Consider the following 14,860-nt stretch of genomic DNA (forward strand, 5'->3'; position numbering starts at 1 on the left):
CGCTAAAATTATCGAGTAATTAGAATGAGTAGCAATCAAAATATTAAAATAAGATTAAAATCCTTCGATCATCGGTTGATTGACTTGTCAACTCGAGAAATTGTAGAGACAGCAAAACGTACTGGTGCACAAGTTCGTGGGCCAATACCACTTCCTGTTCGTAAGGAAAAATTTACTGTATTGACTTCACCGCATGTTAATAAAGATGCTCGAGATCAATATGAATTACGTACTCATAAACGCCTGGTCGTAATCGTTCATCCAACTGAAAAAACAGTAGATGCACTGATGAAATTGGATCTGGCTGCTGGGGTTGATGTTCAGATAAGCCTTGATGACTAAATTAGGGTGAAGGATATTAAAGAGGTGTTAGAATGATGATCGGTTTATTAGGCCGTAAAATCGGTATGACGCGGGTCTTCATGGCAGATGGAGTTTCTATTCCTGTTTCTGTTGTTGAAGTTCACCCTAATAGAGTTTCACAAGTTAAAACTAAAGAAACGGATGGTTACACTGCTGTACAATTAACTGGTGGTACTAAAAAGGCAAGCAAAGTTAACAAAGCTTTAACAGGCCACTTTGCAAAAGCTGAAATTGAAGCAGGTGATATGCTGGTTGAGTTTTTAGTTGAATCTGAAGATGCATTCAAAGCAGGGCAAGTAATATCAGTAGCTGATGTATTTACTGCTGGGCAATTTGTCGATGTTGCTGGAATCACTAAAGGTAAAGGTTTTGCTGGTACAGTAAAGCGATATAATTTCAGAACACAAGATGCCACACATGGTAACTCAAGATCGCATCGTGTTCCTGGTTCAATTGGACAAAACCAAACCCCAGGACGTGTGTTTAAAGGTAAGAAAATGGCTGGTCACATGGGTAATGTTCGATGTACTGTTCAGAGCCTGGAATTAGTGCGTGTAGATGCTGAAAGAAATTTACTTCTTATCAAAGGTGCTATACCTGGTGCTCCTGGCTCACGAGTTGAGATTAAGCCTGCAGTTAAAAAGCAAGTACGAGGTGAGTGATGGAAATTACTACGATAGATACAAATTCAAAATTAACACTGAACCAAGAAGTATTTGCATATGGTTATAATGAAGGCTTAATCCATCAAGCTGTAGTAACTTATATGAATAACGCACGTAGTGGTAACAGTGCACAAAAAACTCGCTCTGAAGTAAGAGGTGGGGGTAAAAAACCATGGAATCAAAAAGGTACCGGCCGTGCTCGTGCAGGAACCATTAGAAGTCCATTATGGAGAAGCGGTGGTGTTACATTTGCTTCTAAAAAGAGAGATTATTCACAAAAAATTAATAAAAAAATGTACAAACGTGCATTACGTAGTATAATCTCCGAACTTTGTCGCACTGGTAACCTTATAGTTGTTAGTGATTTCCAATGCGAAAGCAAAAAAACCAAAGATTTTGTTAATAAAATGAACCAACTAAATATAAGCAACGCTTTAATCGTAATGAGTGAAGTTGGTGAGAATGAGTATTTTGGTTCAAGAAACTTAATTGATTATGATATCTGCGACGTTACAACTATAGATCCTGTTTCTTTACTCAGATTTGAGAAAGTTGTTGTTACAGAAGCTGCAATTAAAAAAATTGAGGAACAGTTACAATGAACGCTGAAAGATTGTTGATGGTTCTACGTGAACCACATACTTCTGAAAAAGCTACTGTCATAGCTGATAAGCTGAAACAGTTCACTTTCAAAGTATTGAAAACTGCAACTAAAACTGAAATTAAAATGGCGGTAGAGAATATATTTAACGTTAAAGTTAAAAATGTATCTGTTATCAATGTGAAGGGAAAAACAAAACGTTTTAAACAAATGAGCGGAAAGCGTAGTGATTGGAAAAAAGCATTTGTAACTCTTCATGCTGATCAAGATATTGACTTTACAGCTACCGAATAAGGCAGATTAAGATGGCACTATTAAAATCTAAACCTACATCGCCAGGAAAACGTGGCGAATTACGCGTGGTTCACCACCATATACATAAAGGCAGACCACATGCTGCTTTGGTTGAAAAGCTGAAGAAAACCGGTGGACGTAACAACCAGGGTAGAATTACTGTAAGACATATCGGTGGTGGTCAACGTAATCAATATCGCATTATTGATTTTAAACGTAATAAAGATGGGATCGAAGCTCGTGTTGAGCGTATTGAATACGATCCAAATCGTACTGCGCTTATCGCACTAATCGTTTATAAAGATGGTGAAAGAAGATATATTATTGCACCTTCTAATTTGAACGTTGGTGATACTGTAGTAAGTGGTGCTGATTCACCTATTAGTGTAGGTAATTGTCTTCCACTGAAAAATATTCCTGTTGGTACCACAATTCATTGTGTTGAAATGAAGCCAGGAAAAGGTGCCCAGGTTTTAAGAAGTGCTGGAGCAAGTGGACAAATAGTTGCTAAAGAAGGTATTTATGCAACATTAAGACTTCGTTCAGGCGAAATGCGTAAAATTCATGTTCTTTGCAGAGCAGTAATTGGTGAAGTAAGTAATAGTGAGCATAGTTTGCGCGCATTAGGTAAAGCAGGAGCAAAACGTTGGAGAGGTATTCGCCCAACAGTACGTGGGGTTGCTATGAACCCTGTTGATCACCCACATGGTGGTGGTGAAGGCCGTACTTCTGGTGGACGTCATCCAGTGTCACCATGGGGCTTACCTACTAAAGGTTATAAAACTAGAAGTAATAAGCGTACCGATAATTTTATTGTCAGAAGACGTAAAAAGAAATAATTATTGAGAGGATATCAAGTGGCTCGTTCTATAAGAAAAGGTCCTTTTGTTGACCATCATTTGATTGCCAAAGTAGAAGCTGCAATTGAATCGAAATCTAAAAAACCAATTAAAACGTGGTCAAGACGATCAACAATCGTTCCTGAAATGATTGACCTTACAATTGCTGTTCATAACGGCAAAGATCATATCCCTGTTTATATAACAGATAATATGGTCGGTCATAAATTAGGTGAGTTTGCCATGACTCGAACTTTCAAAGGCCACTCTGGTGACAGAAAGGCTAAAGGTAAATAAGAGGATATGATGGAAGTTACAGCAAAGTTAAAAGGTGCTCCCTTATCCGCTCAAAAGGGCAGATTGGTAGCAGATATGATACGAAATATGAATGTATCTGGTGCACTTGATGTCCTCAAGTTTACACCAAAAAAAGGTGCTCAATTGATGCTTAAATTATTAGAGTCAGCTATTGCTAATGCTGAAAATAATAATGGGGCAGATATTGATGATTTAAAAGTAGGTATGGTTTGTGTTGATGAAGCAATGACTTTAAAACGCATTAGTCCCAGAGCTAAAGGACGTGCAAATAGAATTTGCAAGCGTACCTGCCATATCACGATTAAAGTGTCTGACGAGGAATAGCAATGGGACAAAAAGTTAACCCTATAGGCATACGCCTTGGTATTATTAAAGACTGGAATTCTAAGTGGTTCGCTGGTAAAAAATATGCTGAATTTCTAATTCAAGATATAAAACTACGCACTGAATTAAAAAAGAAACTTATGGCGGCTGCTGTGAGTAAAATTCTTATTGAACGCCCCGCTAATAATGCTGTAGTAACAATACTAACAGCAAGACCAGGCGTTATTATTGGCAAAAAAGGTGGTGGTATTGAAACCTTACGTAGTGAAATTTCTAACAAATTAGGTGTACCAGTTCATCTTAATATTGAAGAAATTAAAAAGCCTGAACTTGATTCAACATTAGTTGCTGAAGGTATTGCGCAACAGTTAGAACAACGTGTTATGTTTAGACGTGCTATGAAACGTGCTGTAACTGCTGCTCTTAAAGCAGGCGCTAAAGGAATTAAAATTTGCGTTAGTGGAAGACTTGGTGGTGCTGAAATTGCTCGTAGTGAGTGGTATAGAGAAGGTCGTGTACCATTACATACTTTTAGAGCAGATATTGATTATGGTACAGCAGAGTCTAAAACTACCTACGGTATTATTGGTGTAAAAGTCTGGATCTTCAAGGGCGAAATTCTCCCACAAAAGAAAAGATCATCTGACGTTGCCCAGTGAGTGAGGATTAAGAATCATGTTACAACCTAAACGTACAAAATACCGAAAACAGATGAAGGGCCGCAATAGAGGTTTAGCCTTACGCGGTAGTAACATCAGTTTTGGTGAATTTGGTTTAAAAGCTCTTGAGCGTGGTCGTTTAACAGCAAGACAAATCGAAGCAGCTCGAAGAGCAATGACACGACATATCAAACGTGGTGGTAAAATTTGGATTAGAGTATTCCCAGATAAGCCTATTACACAAAAGCCTTTAGAAGTAAGACAAGGTAAAGGTAAAGGAAGCGTTGAATATTGGGTTGCTCAAATACAACCAGGTAAGGTTTTATTTGAAATGGAAGGTGTATCCAGAGAGCTTGCGATGGAAGCTTTTGATCTGGCTAAAGCGAAACTTCCTTTCAAAGTTATATTTGAAGAAAGGAAGGTGATGTAATGAAAAAGATTGAAATCGAAGAATTGCGCGGTTTATCTGTAGAAGAACTGCAAAATGAATTGCTTTCATTGCGTAAAGAACAATTAAATTTGCGAATGAAGAAAGCAAATGGCTCACTAGATAAAACACATCTCATCACCATGGTGCGTAAGTCGGTGGCAAGAGTAAAAACAATGTTGACTGAAAAGGCAGGTAAGTAACATGTCTAATAGTGAATCAAATGCCAGAACAATGGTTGGAAAAGTAGTTAGTGACAAAATGGATAAGACCATAGTTGTGATGATTGAACGTTCTGTTAAGCATCCAAAATATGGAAAAATCATGAAACGTAGAACTAAATTGCATGCTCATGATGAAAATCAAGTATGTAAAATTGGTAATATTGTAAAGATCCGTGAGTCAAGACCACTCTCTAAAACAAAAAGCTGGGTATTAGTCGAAGTAATTTCTTAATCAACCCTGTTGATTTACTTTTAAAACCCTAAAAGGCCTGATATAATCAGCAACCTTTTTCTGGTCGAAATCAGAGCTGGAGTAAAAAATGATCCAAATGCAGACAGTGCTCGAAGTGGCTGATAACAGCGGAGCACGTAAGGTTATGTGTATTAAAGTGCTTGGCGGGTCGCACCGTAGATATGCCCGTGTAGGTGATGTAATTAAAGTAAGTATTAAAGATGCTATACCAAGAAGTAAAGTAAAGAAAGGTGCTGTGATGAAAGCTGTAGTTGTTCGTACAGCTCAAGGCGTACGTAGAGATGATGGGTCTTTAATTCGTTTCGATGGTAACGCAGCAGTACTTTTAAATAACCAAAACGAGCCAATAGGTACTCGCATATTTGGCCCGGTTACTCGCGAGCTACGAGAGAGATTTATGAAAATAATATCTCTGGCTGCAGAAGTTTTGTGAGAAGGATTTAGATATGAAACGTATTCAAAAAGGCGATGATGTAATAATTACTGCCGGTAAAAGTAAAGGTCATAGAGGTAAAGTCCTACGTGTCACTGAAAATGGCATTGTTGTTGAAGGTGGAAACTTAATAAAAAAACATATTAAGCCTAACCCTCAGAAGCCAGAAAATAAGGGTGGAATTGTTACTCTTGAAGCACCTGTACATGTTTCAAACGTTGCTCATTTTAATCCCAACACAAACAAAGCAGATAAGGTAGGATTTAAATTTATAGAGAGTAACGGTGTAAGTACAAAAGTTAGATATTTTAAATCTGACAATGAAATAATTGACCGTGTTTAATTAGGTGATTGAAATGGCAAGACTTAATGAATTTTATAAGAAAGAAATCATCCCTATGATGATGAAACGGTTCAACTATTCCAGCGTTATGGAAGTTCCAAAACTGCTTAAAGTCACCTTAAATATGGGTGTTGGTGAAGCTGTTGGTGATAAAAAGGTGATGAATCACGCTGTTGAAGATATGACTTTAATTGCTGGACAAAAACCTGTTGTTACTAAAGCAAGAAAATCTATTGCTGGTTTTAAAATTAGGGAAGGTTGGCCAATCGGCTGTAAAGTAACTCTTAGACGTCAACGTATGTATGAGTTTTTAGACAGATTGATTTCCGTAACTTTACCGCGCGTAAGAGATTTTCGTGGTTTAAATCCTAAATCTTTTGATGGAACTGGTAATTACAGTATGGGAATACACGAACAAATCGTATTTCCTGAAATTGATTACGATAAAACAGATGGTATCCGTGGTTTAGACATTTGTATTACTACAAGTGCTAAAACAAATGAAGAAGCTAAAGCTTTGTTAGAAGCTTTTAACCTTCCATTGAAAGATAGAGATAAAAAATAAGGGTGAAATTGTGGCTAAAAAATCAATGCTTATAAGAGAGTTAAAGCGTAGCAAGCTGGTAAATAAATACAGTAAACGCAGAAACGAATTGAAACAATTGATTAAATCATCTGATGATTTTCAGGTAATTATGGATAGTCAGTTAAAGTTAGCTAAATTGCCTGTTAATTCGAATCCTGTTCGTTTTAAAACACGATGTCAGCAATGTGGTCGCCCACATGGTGTGTATCGTAAATTTGCTCTTTGCAGAATTTGCTTAAGACAACAACTAATGGTTGGTAATATACCTGGCGGAAGAAAATCCAGCTGGTAATTTTTTAATTGGAGAACGATTGTGAGTATGCATGATCCAGTTGCTGATATGCTGACCCGAATTAGAAATGGTCAACAAGCAAAACATCAGCAAATAAGTTTGACTTCTTCTAAGTTGAAAGAAGAAATTGCTCGTGTTTTAAAAGAAGAAGGATATATTGAAAACTTCTTTATAGAACCACTAGATAATAATCTTAAATTAATGACGATAAAGCTGAAGTATTATCATGGCAGACCTGTTATTGAGCTCATTAAGAGAATTAGTAGACCCGGATTGCGAGTATATAAGTCTTATAAAGATTTGACTTCTGTTCCTGGTTTTGGTGTAGCTATATTGTCTACATCACAAGGTATAATGACCCATATATCTGCAAAGATGAAAGGCGTTGGTGGCGAAGTCATCTGTGAAGTGGCTTAATACTTGCGAGGAATAATATGTCTAGAGTAGCAAAAGCCCCAGTAGTTCAACCAGCTAATGTTGAAATAACAATAGGTGATGGTGAAGTTACTGTAAAAGGGCCTAAAGGAACGCTAACCCAAAAAATTAATAGGTTAGTGAAAGTAACTAAAAATAAAGATTCTAACCATGTTGAGTTTGCACCTGCTGCAAATGATCCTAAAGCTTGGGCTCAAGCTGGAACAGCACGAGCATTGGTAAATAATATGGTTAAGGGTGTAACTGAAGGTTTTGTTGTTACCTTGGAACTGGTCGGTGTAGGTTATAGAGCACAATCTAAAGATAAATCAATTACATTATCTCTAGGTTTTTCTCATCCTATTGAATACCATTTACCTAAAGGTGTTTTAGTCGAAACCCCTAGCAATACTGTCATATTGTTGAAAGGTGTAGATAAGCAAATTTTGGGTCAAGTAGCTTCCGAAATAAGGGCGTTTAGACCGCCAGAGCCATATAAAGGTAAGGGTGTTAAACTTGCTGGCGAGTATATTGCTCGTAAAGAAGCGAAAAAGAAATAAGGTTTAAGTCATGAATAAACACAACTCACGTACTCGACGTGGATTAAAAGCAAAAGCACTGATTCGTAAATCGGGTAGAGCAAGATTAGTCGTTTATAGAAGTGGGTTACATATTTACTCTCAAATCATTCAAGCTGATAAGCTTGGTGACAAAGTATTGGTAACATGCTCAACTAACGATAAAGAATTAAGATCCAGTCTGACAGGTAAATGCAAAGTAGAACAAGCTAGCTTGGTTGGTAAACTACTTGGTAAGCGTGCAAGCGAGCAAGGCATTACTCAAGTTGCATTTGATCGTGCTGGTTATAAATATCATGGCAGAGTGAAAGCCCTTGCAGAAGGTGCACGCGAAGCTGGATTAGATTTTTAAGGAACGATTATGGCATTCGATGAATCATCACCTAAATCAGATGGCTACCAAGAAAAGCTAGTATCGGTTAATCGTACAGCTAAAGTTGTAAAAGGCGGCCGTGTATTTGGCTTTGCAGTACTTGTTGTTGTAGGTGACGGCAAGGGTAAGGTAGGCTTTGGTAGAGGTAAAGCAAGAGAAGTTCCAATAGCGATACAAAAAGCAATGGAGCAAGCTAAGAAAAATATGGTTTATATTCCACTTTCTGGCTCAACTATTTTTCATGAAATCTCTTGGAACTATGGTGCTTCCAAAGTATTTATGAAACCTGCGAGTGAAGGTACTGGAATTATTGCTGGTGGCGCGATGAGAGCTGTATTAGAAGTCTTAGGCGTACAAAATATATTAGCTAAGAGTATTGGTTCTACCAATCCAAGTAATATTGTGAGAGCAACAATTGGTGCTTTAACTAATATCGGTACCCCAGATTATGTTGCAGCCAAGCGTGGTAAAACTGTTGAAGAAGTTATGGCGGGCTAATTATGGAAAAGAAAATCAAAATTACTTTGGTAAAAAGTACTATCGGTAGAAAACCAAAGCATATTTCTATAGTAAAACAATTAGGTCTAGGTAAAACTAATTCAAGCGTATCACATAATGATACTCCAGCAATCCGTGGTCTTATTAATAAAATTGATTACTTATTGCTGGTTGAGGAGAGTGTATAATGAATTTAAATTCACTATCACCAGATCCTGGTTCAAGACGTCCTAAAAGACGCTTAGGACGTGGTATAGGATCCGGACTAGGTAAAACAAGTGGTAAGGGACATAAAGGTCAAAAAGCAAGAGCTGGTGGTTTCCATAAAATTAACTTTGAAGGCGGTCAAATGCCTATTCAAAGAAGATTACCTAAAATGGGCTTTAAGTCACGAGTTGGTAAAACAGTAGATCAAATATGTCTTAGTGAGCTTGCAAAGCTATCTGCTGATGTAATTGATTTAAATGTTTTGCGTGAAGCAGGCCTAATCAATAGCTCCATTAAAGATGTAAAAGTTATTTTATCAGGTGAATTAACTATTGCCATCAAACTTAAAGGTTTAAGGGTCACTAAAGGAGCTCGTTTAGCCATTGAAGGTTTAGGCGGCAGCATAGAAGAGTGACTATGAAAAACCAAAAACATAATGCAAGCCAATCACGTGGTGGATTGGCTGAACTGAAATCAAGATTATTGTTTGTTGTTCTCGGTATTTTAGTTTATCGCTTAGGAGCTCATATACCTGTTCCAGGACTTGACCCTGCACGATTGGCTAATTTTTTCAATGAGCAGCAGAATACAATTTTTGGCTTATTCAATATGTTTTCTGGTGGCGCATTATCGCGTGTTACGGTATTTGCAATAGGGATTATGCCATACATTTCAGCGTCTATTATTCTCCAATTATTTACAGTTGTTTCACCTAAACTGGAACAACTAAAAAAAGAAGGAGAGTCTGGTCGTAGAAAAATAAATCAGTACACACGATACTTAACACTTGTGCTTTCTGTGTTTCAATCTCTAGGAATGGCACGCTGGTTAGCTGGACAACAAATTGCACTTCAAGCTGACTTTTCATTTTACTTTACTGCAGTCGTAACGTTGGTTACTGGAACTATGTTTTTAATGTGGTTAGGTGAACAAATTACTGAAAAAGGTGTTGGTAATGGAATATCCCTAATTATCTTCTCAGGAATTGTTTCAAGTATGCCTAACGCAATTGCCTCGGTTCTTCAACAAGTTAAAGAAGGACAAATGCAAGCGTTAACGTTGATTATTATTGCAGTGGTGGTGGTAGTAGTAACAGGATTTGTTGTTTTTATGGAGCGTGCGCAACGACGTATAAGGGTTAATTATGCGCAAAGAACACAAGGTCGAAAGGTTTATGCAGCTCAAACTAGCCATTTGCCTTTAAAGATCAATATGTCTGGTGTAATTCCTCCTATTTTTGCATCCAGTATTATATTGCTGCCTGCGACTTTAGCTCAGTTTTTCTCGCATACTAAAGGTTTAGGTTGGCTTGCTGATGTAGGAATGGCTTTATCTCCTGGACAACCTTTATATCTAATAGTTTATGCAGTAGCTATTATATTTTTTGCGTTCTTTTATGCAGCTTTGGTGTTTAATCCTAAAGATACTGCTGATAATTTAAAAAAATCTGGTGCATATATACCCGGAATTAGACCAGGTGAGCAAACAACTAAATATATTGATGGTGTAATGACTCGCTTGACATTAGTTGGTGCAATATATCTTGTTCTAGTCTGTCTTTTGCCTCAGATTTTGATGTATACATGGCATGTCCCTTTTTATTTCGGAGGAACGTCATTGCTGATTATCGTTGTTGTTATTATGGATTTTGTAGCTCAGGTACAAGCTCATTTAATGACTCAGCAATATGATTCTTTAATGAAAAAAGCTAATTTTAAAGGTACCAAATTACCTGGTCTTTTATGATTTTTATTGGAGTTAAGAATGAAAGTAAGAGCATCTGTAAAGCGAATTTGTCGCAATTGCAAGATTATTAAAAGAAGTGGCATTATACGAGTTATTTGTAAAGATGCCAGACATAAGCAAAAGCAAGGTTAATATCTGCTTGATTTAATTTTTTAAAAATAGTATTCTTCTGTCCCTTTCGACAGAACAAATAACGTTCGGAGAAGTTAATGGCTCGTATTGCAGGAGTTAATATACCTGATCACAAGCATGTAGTGATCGCTTTAACAGCTATATATGGTATTGGTAAAACTACATCCTTGAAATTATGTTCAACAGTTGGAATTGATCCTTCAAAAAAGGTATCTGAACTGACTGATGCTCAACTTGAGTCTTTGAGAACAGAAATTGCAAAAATAACAGTGGAAGGTGATTTGCGTCGTGTTGTGACAATGAACATTAAGCGCCTTATGGATCTAGGATGTTATCGTGGTCTAAGACACAGAAGAGGGTTGCCATTGCGAGGACAACGTACGAAAACTAATGCTCGTACAAGAAAAGGTCGCAGAAAAGGCACTACCGTTTGATTTTTCATGTAGGAAAGTAAGATGGCAATAACTAAGTCAAAACAACAAAAAGTACGCAAGAAGGCGAAACGTGTAGTATCTGATGGTATCGTACACGTTCATGCATCTTTTAATAACACTATAGTAACCTTTACTGATAGACAAGGTAATGCGTTGTGTTGGGCGACATCTGGTGGTTCTGGTTTTAGAGGATCAAGAAAAAGTACACCTTATGCTGCGCAGGTTGCTACTGAGCGTGCTGCTGCTGTTGCAAAAGAATACGGTATGAAATCTGTGGCTGTATTTGTTCATGGTCCTGGTCCTGGAAGAGAATCCACCATTCGTGAATTAATATCACAGGATTTTAAAATTGTTGAAATAACCGATGTTACTGGTATCCCGCATAACGGGTGTAAGCCACCTAAAAAACGTCGTGTATAAGACTCAGGAGTAATTAATGGCTAGATATCTTGGTCCAAAGTGTAAGTTATCACGTCGTGAAGGTTGTGATTTATTACTTAAAAGTGGTGTCCGTGATCACAAGTCCAAATGTAAATCTGAAAAATTACCTGGACAACATGGCGATAAAAAACCACGTCTAAATGGTTATGGAATACAGCTTAGAGAGAAACAAAAAATTAGAAGGTTGTATGGTGTTCTTGAAAAGCAATTCCGTGGCTATTACAAAATGGCAGCTCGTATGAAAGGTGCAACAGGTGAAAATCTAATGTCATTACTTGAACGACGTTTAGATAATGTTGTCTATCGTATGGGTTTTGCAAGTACACGTGCTGAAGCACGTCAGTTAGTTACGCATAAAGCAATACTTGTTAATGATAAAGTAGTTAACGTTCCATCATTCCTAGTAAAACCAGGTGATGTTATATCTGTTCGTCAAAAAGCAAGAGCTCAAGGTCGTATTCAGGCTGCTTTAGCTTTATCAGAACAAAGAGCTGCATGCGATTGGATTACTGTAGATACTTCTTCGTTCAAAGGAACATTTTCTACAGCACCAACGTTAACTGACTTATCTTCAGACTACAACGTAAACTTAGTTGTAGAACTTTACTCTAAGTAAGCTCGGAGAAATAGCTGAATGTATACTGAAATCAATGAAATGTTGACACCTAATGTTCTTAAGGTCCAGGCAGAATCGCCCTATAAAGCTAAAATAGTTTTAGAGCCTTTGGAGCGTGGCTTTGGTCATACTCTCGGCAATGCTTTGAGACGTATCTTATTGTCATCAATGCCTGGAAGTGCGATTACTGAAGTTTCAATTGATGGTGTTCTACATGAATACAGTACAATTGAAGGAGTACAGGAAGATGTTGTTGACATATTGCTGAACCTGAAGTTAGTTGCGACAAAAATATCAGTCGGTGAAGAAGCTATTGTAACTTTAAGCAAGCAAGGCCCTTGTCAAGTTACAGCTGGAGACATTCAACTGACTCATGGATTGGAAATTATTAATCCAGAGCTAGTCATTGCTAATTTGAATGAAAAAGGCAAATTAAACATGACATTGAAAGTTGAACGAGGAATTGGTTTTCACAGCACTGATTCATTTGTTAGACATTTTGATGATGAAGTAGAAAGAAAATCAGTTGGAAAACTTAAAATTGATAATAGTTTCTCTCCAGTGAAAAAAGTAGCTTATTATGTTGATAGTGCTCGAGTTGAAAATCGAACCGATCTTGATAAGTTAACTATAGAGTTAGAAACTAATGGAACGATAGATGCTGAAGAATCAATACGGATCTCTGCTAGTATTCTTCAAAGACAACTTCATGCTTTTGTTGACATGAAATTTGAAGAGTCTCGGTCTGATAATAAAGAACGCAACGATTTTGATCCTATCTTATTACGTTCTGTCGATGATTTAGAGTTAACTGTTCGATCTGCAAATTGTTTGAAAGCAGAAAATATTCATTATATAGGCGATTTAGTACAAAGAACTGAAAATGAACTCTTAAAAACTCCTAATCTAGGTAAGAAATCTTTAACTGAAATTAAGGATGTTTTAGCTTCACGTTCATTATCGCTAGGTATGAAACTTGAGAATTGGCCGCCAGCTAATCTTGGCGAATAAAGTTTAGGAGTTTTGGTTATGCGTCACCGTAATTCTGGCCGTAGTTTTGGCCGTACAAGCAGCCATAGAAAGGCTATGTTTGCAAACATGTGTTGTTCTTTAATCGAGCATGAGTTGATAAAAACAACCTTGCCCAAGGCTAAAGATCTACGACGTTATATTGAACCTTTAATTACTGTATCAAAAGTTGATTCAGTAGCTTCACGTCGACATGCATTTGATATTTTGAGATCTAAGTCTGCTGTTGGTAAATTATTTAAAGATTTAGGACCACGTTTTGTAGAACGTCCTGGTGGCTATCTACGTATCATCAAGTGCGGTTATAGAGATGGTGATAATGCACCTATGGCAATTGTAGAGCTCTTAGATAGACCAGTTGCTAGCGATGACACTGAAGAGTAAATTTAGTTTCATTAATGAAACCCGCATTTATGCGGGTTTTTTTATTTATAAAAGAAATTAGTTGGCGCTTTAGAGAAGCACAGCGAAATCCTTGTCTTGAACAGAATGAAATTCTAGTTTTTTGCTTCGCCCAGTCCAGAATTTTATTTAATGCTGCAAAAAATATTCTAAAGCTTAGATCCACGGTTGTTTATCGACAAGTAAATCGCTCTTAATACCTCCTGTCTGTTCTGTTGATTTTGGTTCTAACAAGAGGACATGTACCTCTTCATTTGCTACCGGTTTATGTTCTACCCCTTTGGGGACAATATAAAATTCACCTTCATTTAAAGTAATTTTTTTATCTCTGAACTCAATGTCTAGAACTCCTTTTACAACAAAAAATAATTCATCTTCTGTAGCATGGCTATGCCATATAAACTGACCTTTGAATTTTGCAAGTTTGACGTATTGGCCATTAAGTTCTCCAACAATACGTGGTGACCAATATTCGCTAAAAAGTTTGAATTTCTCAACTAAATTAATTTTATCCATAGGTACCCCGATTGAATTAATGAGTGAAGATATTGGTAAATAATTTTGTATATAATATAAAAAATAAAAGTTCACAATTCCTAGCTGATAAAAATATGGAATAGTACTCTGAAACTTAGTCAAGTAAGATCAGGTCATAAGATATCGTTCATTTTCTTGACACTTATTTGATTTTGTTAAAAACTATTTAAGATCATAAACGAATTTTTTGTGTGGATTATCCAAAATGAGCGGCACTAGGTTCCCGGGCTCCGCCGCGCTTCACCCAGGCTATATCTAGTGGCTAATTTTGAAGGCGATATTAGAACGGTACGTCATCATCTAATTGATCAAAAGCATCATGGGGTACTGGATTTGCTTGTGCCTTGTTAGCGCTAGCTGGATTAGAAGGTGCATATTGTGCTTGTGGTATGTCTTCATAGCCACCCGTGCTGTTACCTTTGCTATCTAACATTTGAATGTCATTCGCTACAATCTCAGTAGTATATCTATCTTGACCTTGCTGATCTTGCCATTTTCTTGTTCTTAAACTGCCTTCTACATAAAGTTTAGAGCCTTTGCGCACATATTCACCAGCAATTTCACCTAAACGGTTAAAGCACACTACGCGATGCCATTCGGTACGATCTTGCTTTTCACCGGTTACTTTATCTTTCCACGATTCACTGGTAGCAATTGAGAGGGTTGTTACAGCGTTGCCATTTGGTAAATAGCGTACGTCAGGGTCAACACCGACATTGCCAATTAGTATGACTTTATTTATACCACGTGCCATTTTTTTGATCTCCTGTATGCGAAAGTTAGGAAAAGAGTATACCTAATTTATATTGCCCTTGCACTGATGTTCCACCGA

The 14,860-nt window shown here is 37.2% G+C and carries 30 protein-coding genes; 28 read left to right on the forward strand and 2 right to left on the reverse strand.

Translation table 11 applies throughout. The features are described 5' to 3' along the window. The first annotated feature begins 24 nt into the window (after positions 1–24). From rpsJ to rplQ, 28 genes are all read left to right on the forward strand, one after another. The gene (gene rpsJ / locus Lstg_RS13055; protein WP_010654833.1) at positions 25–342 is read left to right on the forward strand and encodes a 30S ribosomal protein S10; all 318 of its coding nucleotides are present in this window, start codon (positions 25–27) and stop codon (positions 340–342) included. Positions 343–374: 32 nt separating this feature from the next. Then, positions 375–1,025: a 50S ribosomal protein L3 gene (rplC, locus tag Lstg_RS13060; RefSeq protein WP_058478119.1), complete on the forward strand. Its 651-nt coding sequence runs from the start codon at positions 375–377 to the stop codon at positions 1,023–1,025. Continuing rightward, positions 1,025–1,630 (forward strand): 50S ribosomal protein L4, encoded by a 606-nt coding sequence (gene rplD / locus Lstg_RS13065; protein WP_058478120.1) that lies wholly within the window; start codon positions 1,025–1,027, stop codon positions 1,628–1,630. Before rplC ends, rplD begins: the two co-directional genes overlap by 1 nt. Further along, positions 1,627–1,923, forward strand: coding sequence for a 50S ribosomal protein L23 (rplW, locus tag Lstg_RS13070; protein WP_058478121.1), 297 nt, complete (start codon positions 1,627–1,629; stop codon positions 1,921–1,923). Before rplD ends, rplW begins: the two co-directional genes overlap by 4 nt. An 11-nt stretch (positions 1,924–1,934) precedes the next feature. Then, positions 1,935–2,762 carry a 50S ribosomal protein L2 gene (rplB, locus tag Lstg_RS13075; protein ID WP_058478122.1) on the forward strand — a complete coding sequence of 276 codons (828 nt, stop codon included), beginning with the start codon at positions 1,935–1,937 and terminating at the stop codon, positions 2,760–2,762. An 18-nt stretch (positions 2,763–2,780) separates the two neighbouring features. After that, entirely contained in the window at positions 2,781–3,059 is a 279-nt protein-coding gene (rpsS, locus tag Lstg_RS13080; RefSeq protein WP_010654828.1) for a 30S ribosomal protein S19, read from the forward strand. A 9-nt stretch (positions 3,060–3,068) separates the two neighbouring features. Continuing rightward, positions 3,069–3,404 (forward strand): 50S ribosomal protein L22, encoded by a 336-nt coding sequence (rplV, locus tag Lstg_RS13085; RefSeq protein WP_010654827.1) that lies wholly within the window; start codon positions 3,069–3,071, stop codon positions 3,402–3,404. Positions 3,405–3,406: 2 nt separating this feature from the next. After that, positions 3,407–4,063, forward strand: a complete 657-nt coding sequence (gene rpsC / locus Lstg_RS13090) for a 30S ribosomal protein S3 (RefSeq protein ID WP_058478123.1) — start codon at positions 3,407–3,409, stop codon at positions 4,061–4,063. 16 nt (positions 4,064–4,079) lie between these two features. Next, positions 4,080–4,493 carry a 50S ribosomal protein L16 gene (rplP, locus tag Lstg_RS13095; RefSeq protein ID WP_003633085.1) on the forward strand — a complete coding sequence of 138 codons (414 nt, stop codon included), beginning with the start codon at positions 4,080–4,082 and terminating at the stop codon, positions 4,491–4,493. Further along, a complete protein-coding gene (gene rpmC / locus Lstg_RS13100; protein ID WP_082650853.1) occupies positions 4,493–4,693 on the forward strand; it encodes a 50S ribosomal protein L29 in 201 nt (66 codons plus the stop codon). The genes rplP and rpmC overlap by 1 nt, the downstream gene beginning before the upstream one ends. Before the next feature lies 1 nt (position 4,694). Further along, complete coding sequence (rpsQ, locus tag Lstg_RS13105) at positions 4,695–4,946, forward strand: 30S ribosomal protein S17 (protein WP_010654824.1); 252 nt, start codon at positions 4,695–4,697, stop codon at positions 4,944–4,946. 88 nt (positions 4,947–5,034) lie between these two features. Further along, positions 5,035–5,400, forward strand: a complete 366-nt coding sequence (gene rplN / locus Lstg_RS13110; RefSeq protein WP_006872243.1) for a 50S ribosomal protein L14 — start codon at positions 5,035–5,037, stop codon at positions 5,398–5,400. Between the two features lie 13 nt (positions 5,401–5,413). Further along, on the forward strand, positions 5,414–5,743 hold the full coding sequence (gene rplX / locus Lstg_RS13115) for a 50S ribosomal protein L24 (protein ID WP_058478124.1): 330 nt from the start codon (positions 5,414–5,416) through the stop codon (positions 5,741–5,743). 13 nt (positions 5,744–5,756) lie between these two features. After that, a complete protein-coding gene (gene rplE / locus Lstg_RS13120; RefSeq protein WP_028381385.1) occupies positions 5,757–6,308 on the forward strand; it encodes a 50S ribosomal protein L5 in 552 nt (183 codons plus the stop codon). A 10-nt stretch (positions 6,309–6,318) separates the two neighbouring features. Next, a complete protein-coding gene (gene rpsN, locus Lstg_RS13125) occupies positions 6,319–6,621 on the forward strand; it encodes a 30S ribosomal protein S14 (protein WP_058478125.1) in 303 nt (100 codons plus the stop codon). A gap of 27 nt (positions 6,622–6,648) precedes the next feature. After that, positions 6,649–7,038: a 30S ribosomal protein S8 gene (rpsH, locus tag Lstg_RS13130; RefSeq protein WP_202972792.1), complete on the forward strand. Its 390-nt coding sequence runs from the start codon at positions 6,649–6,651 to the stop codon at positions 7,036–7,038. Between the two features lie 17 nt (positions 7,039–7,055). After that, positions 7,056–7,595: a 50S ribosomal protein L6 gene (gene rplF / locus Lstg_RS13135; RefSeq protein WP_058478127.1), complete on the forward strand. Its 540-nt coding sequence runs from the start codon at positions 7,056–7,058 to the stop codon at positions 7,593–7,595. A 10-nt stretch (positions 7,596–7,605) separates the two neighbouring features. Then, on the forward strand, positions 7,606–7,965 hold the full coding sequence (gene rplR, locus Lstg_RS13140) for a 50S ribosomal protein L18 (protein ID WP_058478128.1): 360 nt from the start codon (positions 7,606–7,608) through the stop codon (positions 7,963–7,965). Positions 7,966–7,974: 9 nt separating this feature from the next. Continuing rightward, on the forward strand, positions 7,975–8,484 hold the full coding sequence (gene rpsE, locus Lstg_RS13145) for a 30S ribosomal protein S5 (protein ID WP_058478129.1): 510 nt from the start codon (positions 7,975–7,977) through the stop codon (positions 8,482–8,484). A 2-nt stretch (positions 8,485–8,486) separates the two neighbouring features. Beyond that, positions 8,487–8,672, forward strand: a complete 186-nt coding sequence (rpmD, locus tag Lstg_RS13150; protein WP_058478130.1) for a 50S ribosomal protein L30 — start codon at positions 8,487–8,489, stop codon at positions 8,670–8,672. Then, positions 8,672–9,106 (forward strand): 50S ribosomal protein L15, encoded by a 435-nt coding sequence (gene rplO / locus Lstg_RS13155; RefSeq protein ID WP_058478131.1) that lies wholly within the window; start codon positions 8,672–8,674, stop codon positions 9,104–9,106. Before rpmD ends, rplO begins: the two co-directional genes overlap by 1 nt. 2 nt (positions 9,107–9,108) lie before the next feature. Beyond that, the gene (secY, locus tag Lstg_RS13160) at positions 9,109–10,437 is read left to right on the forward strand and encodes a preprotein translocase subunit SecY (RefSeq protein ID WP_058478132.1); all 1,329 of its coding nucleotides are present in this window, start codon (positions 9,109–9,111) and stop codon (positions 10,435–10,437) included. A gap of 18 nt (positions 10,438–10,455) precedes the next feature. Beyond that, the gene (rpmJ, locus tag Lstg_RS17550) at positions 10,456–10,569 is read left to right on the forward strand and encodes a 50S ribosomal protein L36 (RefSeq protein ID WP_078061441.1); all 114 of its coding nucleotides are present in this window, start codon (positions 10,456–10,458) and stop codon (positions 10,567–10,569) included. Positions 10,570–10,646: 77 nt separating this feature from the next. Beyond that, on the forward strand, positions 10,647–11,003 hold the full coding sequence (gene rpsM / locus Lstg_RS13165) for a 30S ribosomal protein S13 (protein ID WP_058478133.1): 357 nt from the start codon (positions 10,647–10,649) through the stop codon (positions 11,001–11,003). A 21-nt stretch (positions 11,004–11,024) separates the two neighbouring features. Then, on the forward strand, positions 11,025–11,423 hold the full coding sequence (gene rpsK / locus Lstg_RS13170; RefSeq protein ID WP_003633055.1) for a 30S ribosomal protein S11: 399 nt from the start codon (positions 11,025–11,027) through the stop codon (positions 11,421–11,423). A gap of 16 nt (positions 11,424–11,439) precedes the next feature. Beyond that, positions 11,440–12,060 (forward strand): 30S ribosomal protein S4, encoded by a 621-nt coding sequence (rpsD, locus tag Lstg_RS13175; RefSeq protein ID WP_058478134.1) that lies wholly within the window; start codon positions 11,440–11,442, stop codon positions 12,058–12,060. An 18-nt stretch (positions 12,061–12,078) separates the two neighbouring features. Continuing rightward, positions 12,079–13,071 carry a DNA-directed RNA polymerase subunit alpha gene (locus tag Lstg_RS13180; RefSeq protein ID WP_058478135.1) on the forward strand — a complete coding sequence of 331 codons (993 nt, stop codon included), beginning with the start codon at positions 12,079–12,081 and terminating at the stop codon, positions 13,069–13,071. Positions 13,072–13,089: 18 nt separating this feature from the next. Continuing rightward, positions 13,090–13,473 carry a 50S ribosomal protein L17 gene (gene rplQ, locus Lstg_RS13185; RefSeq protein WP_058478136.1) on the forward strand — a complete coding sequence of 128 codons (384 nt, stop codon included), beginning with the start codon at positions 13,090–13,092 and terminating at the stop codon, positions 13,471–13,473. Between the two features lie 174 nt (positions 13,474–13,647). On the opposite strand, the gene Lstg_RS13190 is transcribed toward rplQ, so the two are convergent. Together Lstg_RS13190 and ssb are read right to left on the reverse strand one after the other, a co-directional pair. Further along, complete coding sequence (locus tag Lstg_RS13190; protein WP_058478137.1) at positions 13,648–14,007, reverse strand: cupin domain-containing protein; 360 nt, start codon at positions 14,005–14,007, stop codon at positions 13,648–13,650. A 301-nt stretch (positions 14,008–14,308) separates the two neighbouring features. Next, positions 14,309–14,782: a single-stranded DNA-binding protein gene (ssb, locus tag Lstg_RS13195; RefSeq protein ID WP_058478138.1), complete on the reverse strand. Its 474-nt coding sequence runs from the start codon at positions 14,780–14,782 to the stop codon at positions 14,309–14,311. Positions 14,783–14,860 lie beyond the last annotated feature (78 nt).

It is taken from the genome of Legionella steigerwaltii (genome assembly GCF_001468065.1).
Lineage (GTDB): Bacteria > Pseudomonadota > Gammaproteobacteria > Legionellales > Legionellaceae > Legionella > Legionella steigerwaltii.

Excerpts from the sequence above, each read along its gene's own strand:
- rpsJ (WP_010654833.1), top strand. The coding sequence starts at position 25 with ATGAGTAGCAATCAAAATATTAAAATAAGATTAAAATCCTTCGATCAT.
- rplC (WP_058478119.1), top strand. The coding sequence starts at position 375 with ATGATGATCGGTTTATTAGGCCGTAAAATCGGTATGACGCGGGTCTTC.
- rplD (WP_058478120.1), top strand. The coding sequence starts at position 1,025 with ATGGAAATTACTACGATAGATACAAATTCAAAATTAACACTGAACCAA.
- rplW (WP_058478121.1), top strand. The coding sequence starts at position 1,627 with ATGAACGCTGAAAGATTGTTGATGGTTCTACGTGAACCACATACTTCT.
- rplB (WP_058478122.1), top strand. The coding sequence starts at position 1,935 with ATGGCACTATTAAAATCTAAACCTACATCGCCAGGAAAACGTGGCGAA.
- rplV (WP_010654827.1), top strand. The coding sequence starts at position 3,069 with ATGGAAGTTACAGCAAAGTTAAAAGGTGCTCCCTTATCCGCTCAAAAG.
- rpsC (WP_058478123.1), top strand. The coding sequence starts at position 3,407 with ATGGGACAAAAAGTTAACCCTATAGGCATACGCCTTGGTATTATTAAA.
- rplP (WP_003633085.1), top strand. The coding sequence starts at position 4,080 with ATGTTACAACCTAAACGTACAAAATACCGAAAACAGATGAAGGGCCGC.
- rpmC (WP_082650853.1), top strand. The coding sequence starts at position 4,493 with ATGAAAAAGATTGAAATCGAAGAATTGCGCGGTTTATCTGTAGAAGAA.
- rpsQ (WP_010654824.1), top strand. The coding sequence starts at position 4,695 with ATGTCTAATAGTGAATCAAATGCCAGAACAATGGTTGGAAAAGTAGTT.
- rplN (WP_006872243.1), top strand. The coding sequence starts at position 5,035 with ATGATCCAAATGCAGACAGTGCTCGAAGTGGCTGATAACAGCGGAGCA.
- rplX (WP_058478124.1), top strand. The coding sequence starts at position 5,414 with ATGAAACGTATTCAAAAAGGCGATGATGTAATAATTACTGCCGGTAAA.
- rplE (WP_028381385.1), top strand. The coding sequence starts at position 5,757 with ATGGCAAGACTTAATGAATTTTATAAGAAAGAAATCATCCCTATGATG.
- rpsH (WP_202972792.1), top strand. The coding sequence starts at position 6,649 with ATGCATGATCCAGTTGCTGATATGCTGACCCGAATTAGAAATGGTCAA.
- rplF (WP_058478127.1), top strand. The coding sequence starts at position 7,056 with ATGTCTAGAGTAGCAAAAGCCCCAGTAGTTCAACCAGCTAATGTTGAA.
- rplR (WP_058478128.1), top strand. The coding sequence starts at position 7,606 with ATGAATAAACACAACTCACGTACTCGACGTGGATTAAAAGCAAAAGCA.
- rpsE (WP_058478129.1), top strand. The coding sequence starts at position 7,975 with ATGGCATTCGATGAATCATCACCTAAATCAGATGGCTACCAAGAAAAG.
- rpmD (WP_058478130.1), top strand. The coding sequence starts at position 8,487 with ATGGAAAAGAAAATCAAAATTACTTTGGTAAAAAGTACTATCGGTAGA.
- rplO (WP_058478131.1), top strand. The coding sequence starts at position 8,672 with ATGAATTTAAATTCACTATCACCAGATCCTGGTTCAAGACGTCCTAAA.
- secY (WP_058478132.1), top strand. The coding sequence starts at position 9,109 with ATGAAAAACCAAAAACATAATGCAAGCCAATCACGTGGTGGATTGGCT.
- rpmJ (WP_078061441.1), top strand. The coding sequence starts at position 10,456 with ATGAAAGTAAGAGCATCTGTAAAGCGAATTTGTCGCAATTGCAAGATT.
- rpsM (WP_058478133.1), top strand. The coding sequence starts at position 10,647 with ATGGCTCGTATTGCAGGAGTTAATATACCTGATCACAAGCATGTAGTG.
- rpsK (WP_003633055.1), top strand. The coding sequence starts at position 11,025 with ATGGCAATAACTAAGTCAAAACAACAAAAAGTACGCAAGAAGGCGAAA.
- rpsD (WP_058478134.1), top strand. The coding sequence starts at position 11,440 with ATGGCTAGATATCTTGGTCCAAAGTGTAAGTTATCACGTCGTGAAGGT.
- Lstg_RS13180 (WP_058478135.1), top strand. The coding sequence starts at position 12,079 with ATGTATACTGAAATCAATGAAATGTTGACACCTAATGTTCTTAAGGTC.
- rplQ (WP_058478136.1), top strand. The coding sequence starts at position 13,090 with ATGCGTCACCGTAATTCTGGCCGTAGTTTTGGCCGTACAAGCAGCCAT.
- Lstg_RS13190 (WP_058478137.1), bottom strand. The coding sequence starts at position 14,007 with ATGGATAAAATTAATTTAGTTGAGAAATTCAAACTTTTTAGCGAATAT.
- ssb (WP_058478138.1), bottom strand. The coding sequence starts at position 14,782 with ATGGCACGTGGTATAAATAAAGTCATACTAATTGGCAATGTCGGTGTT.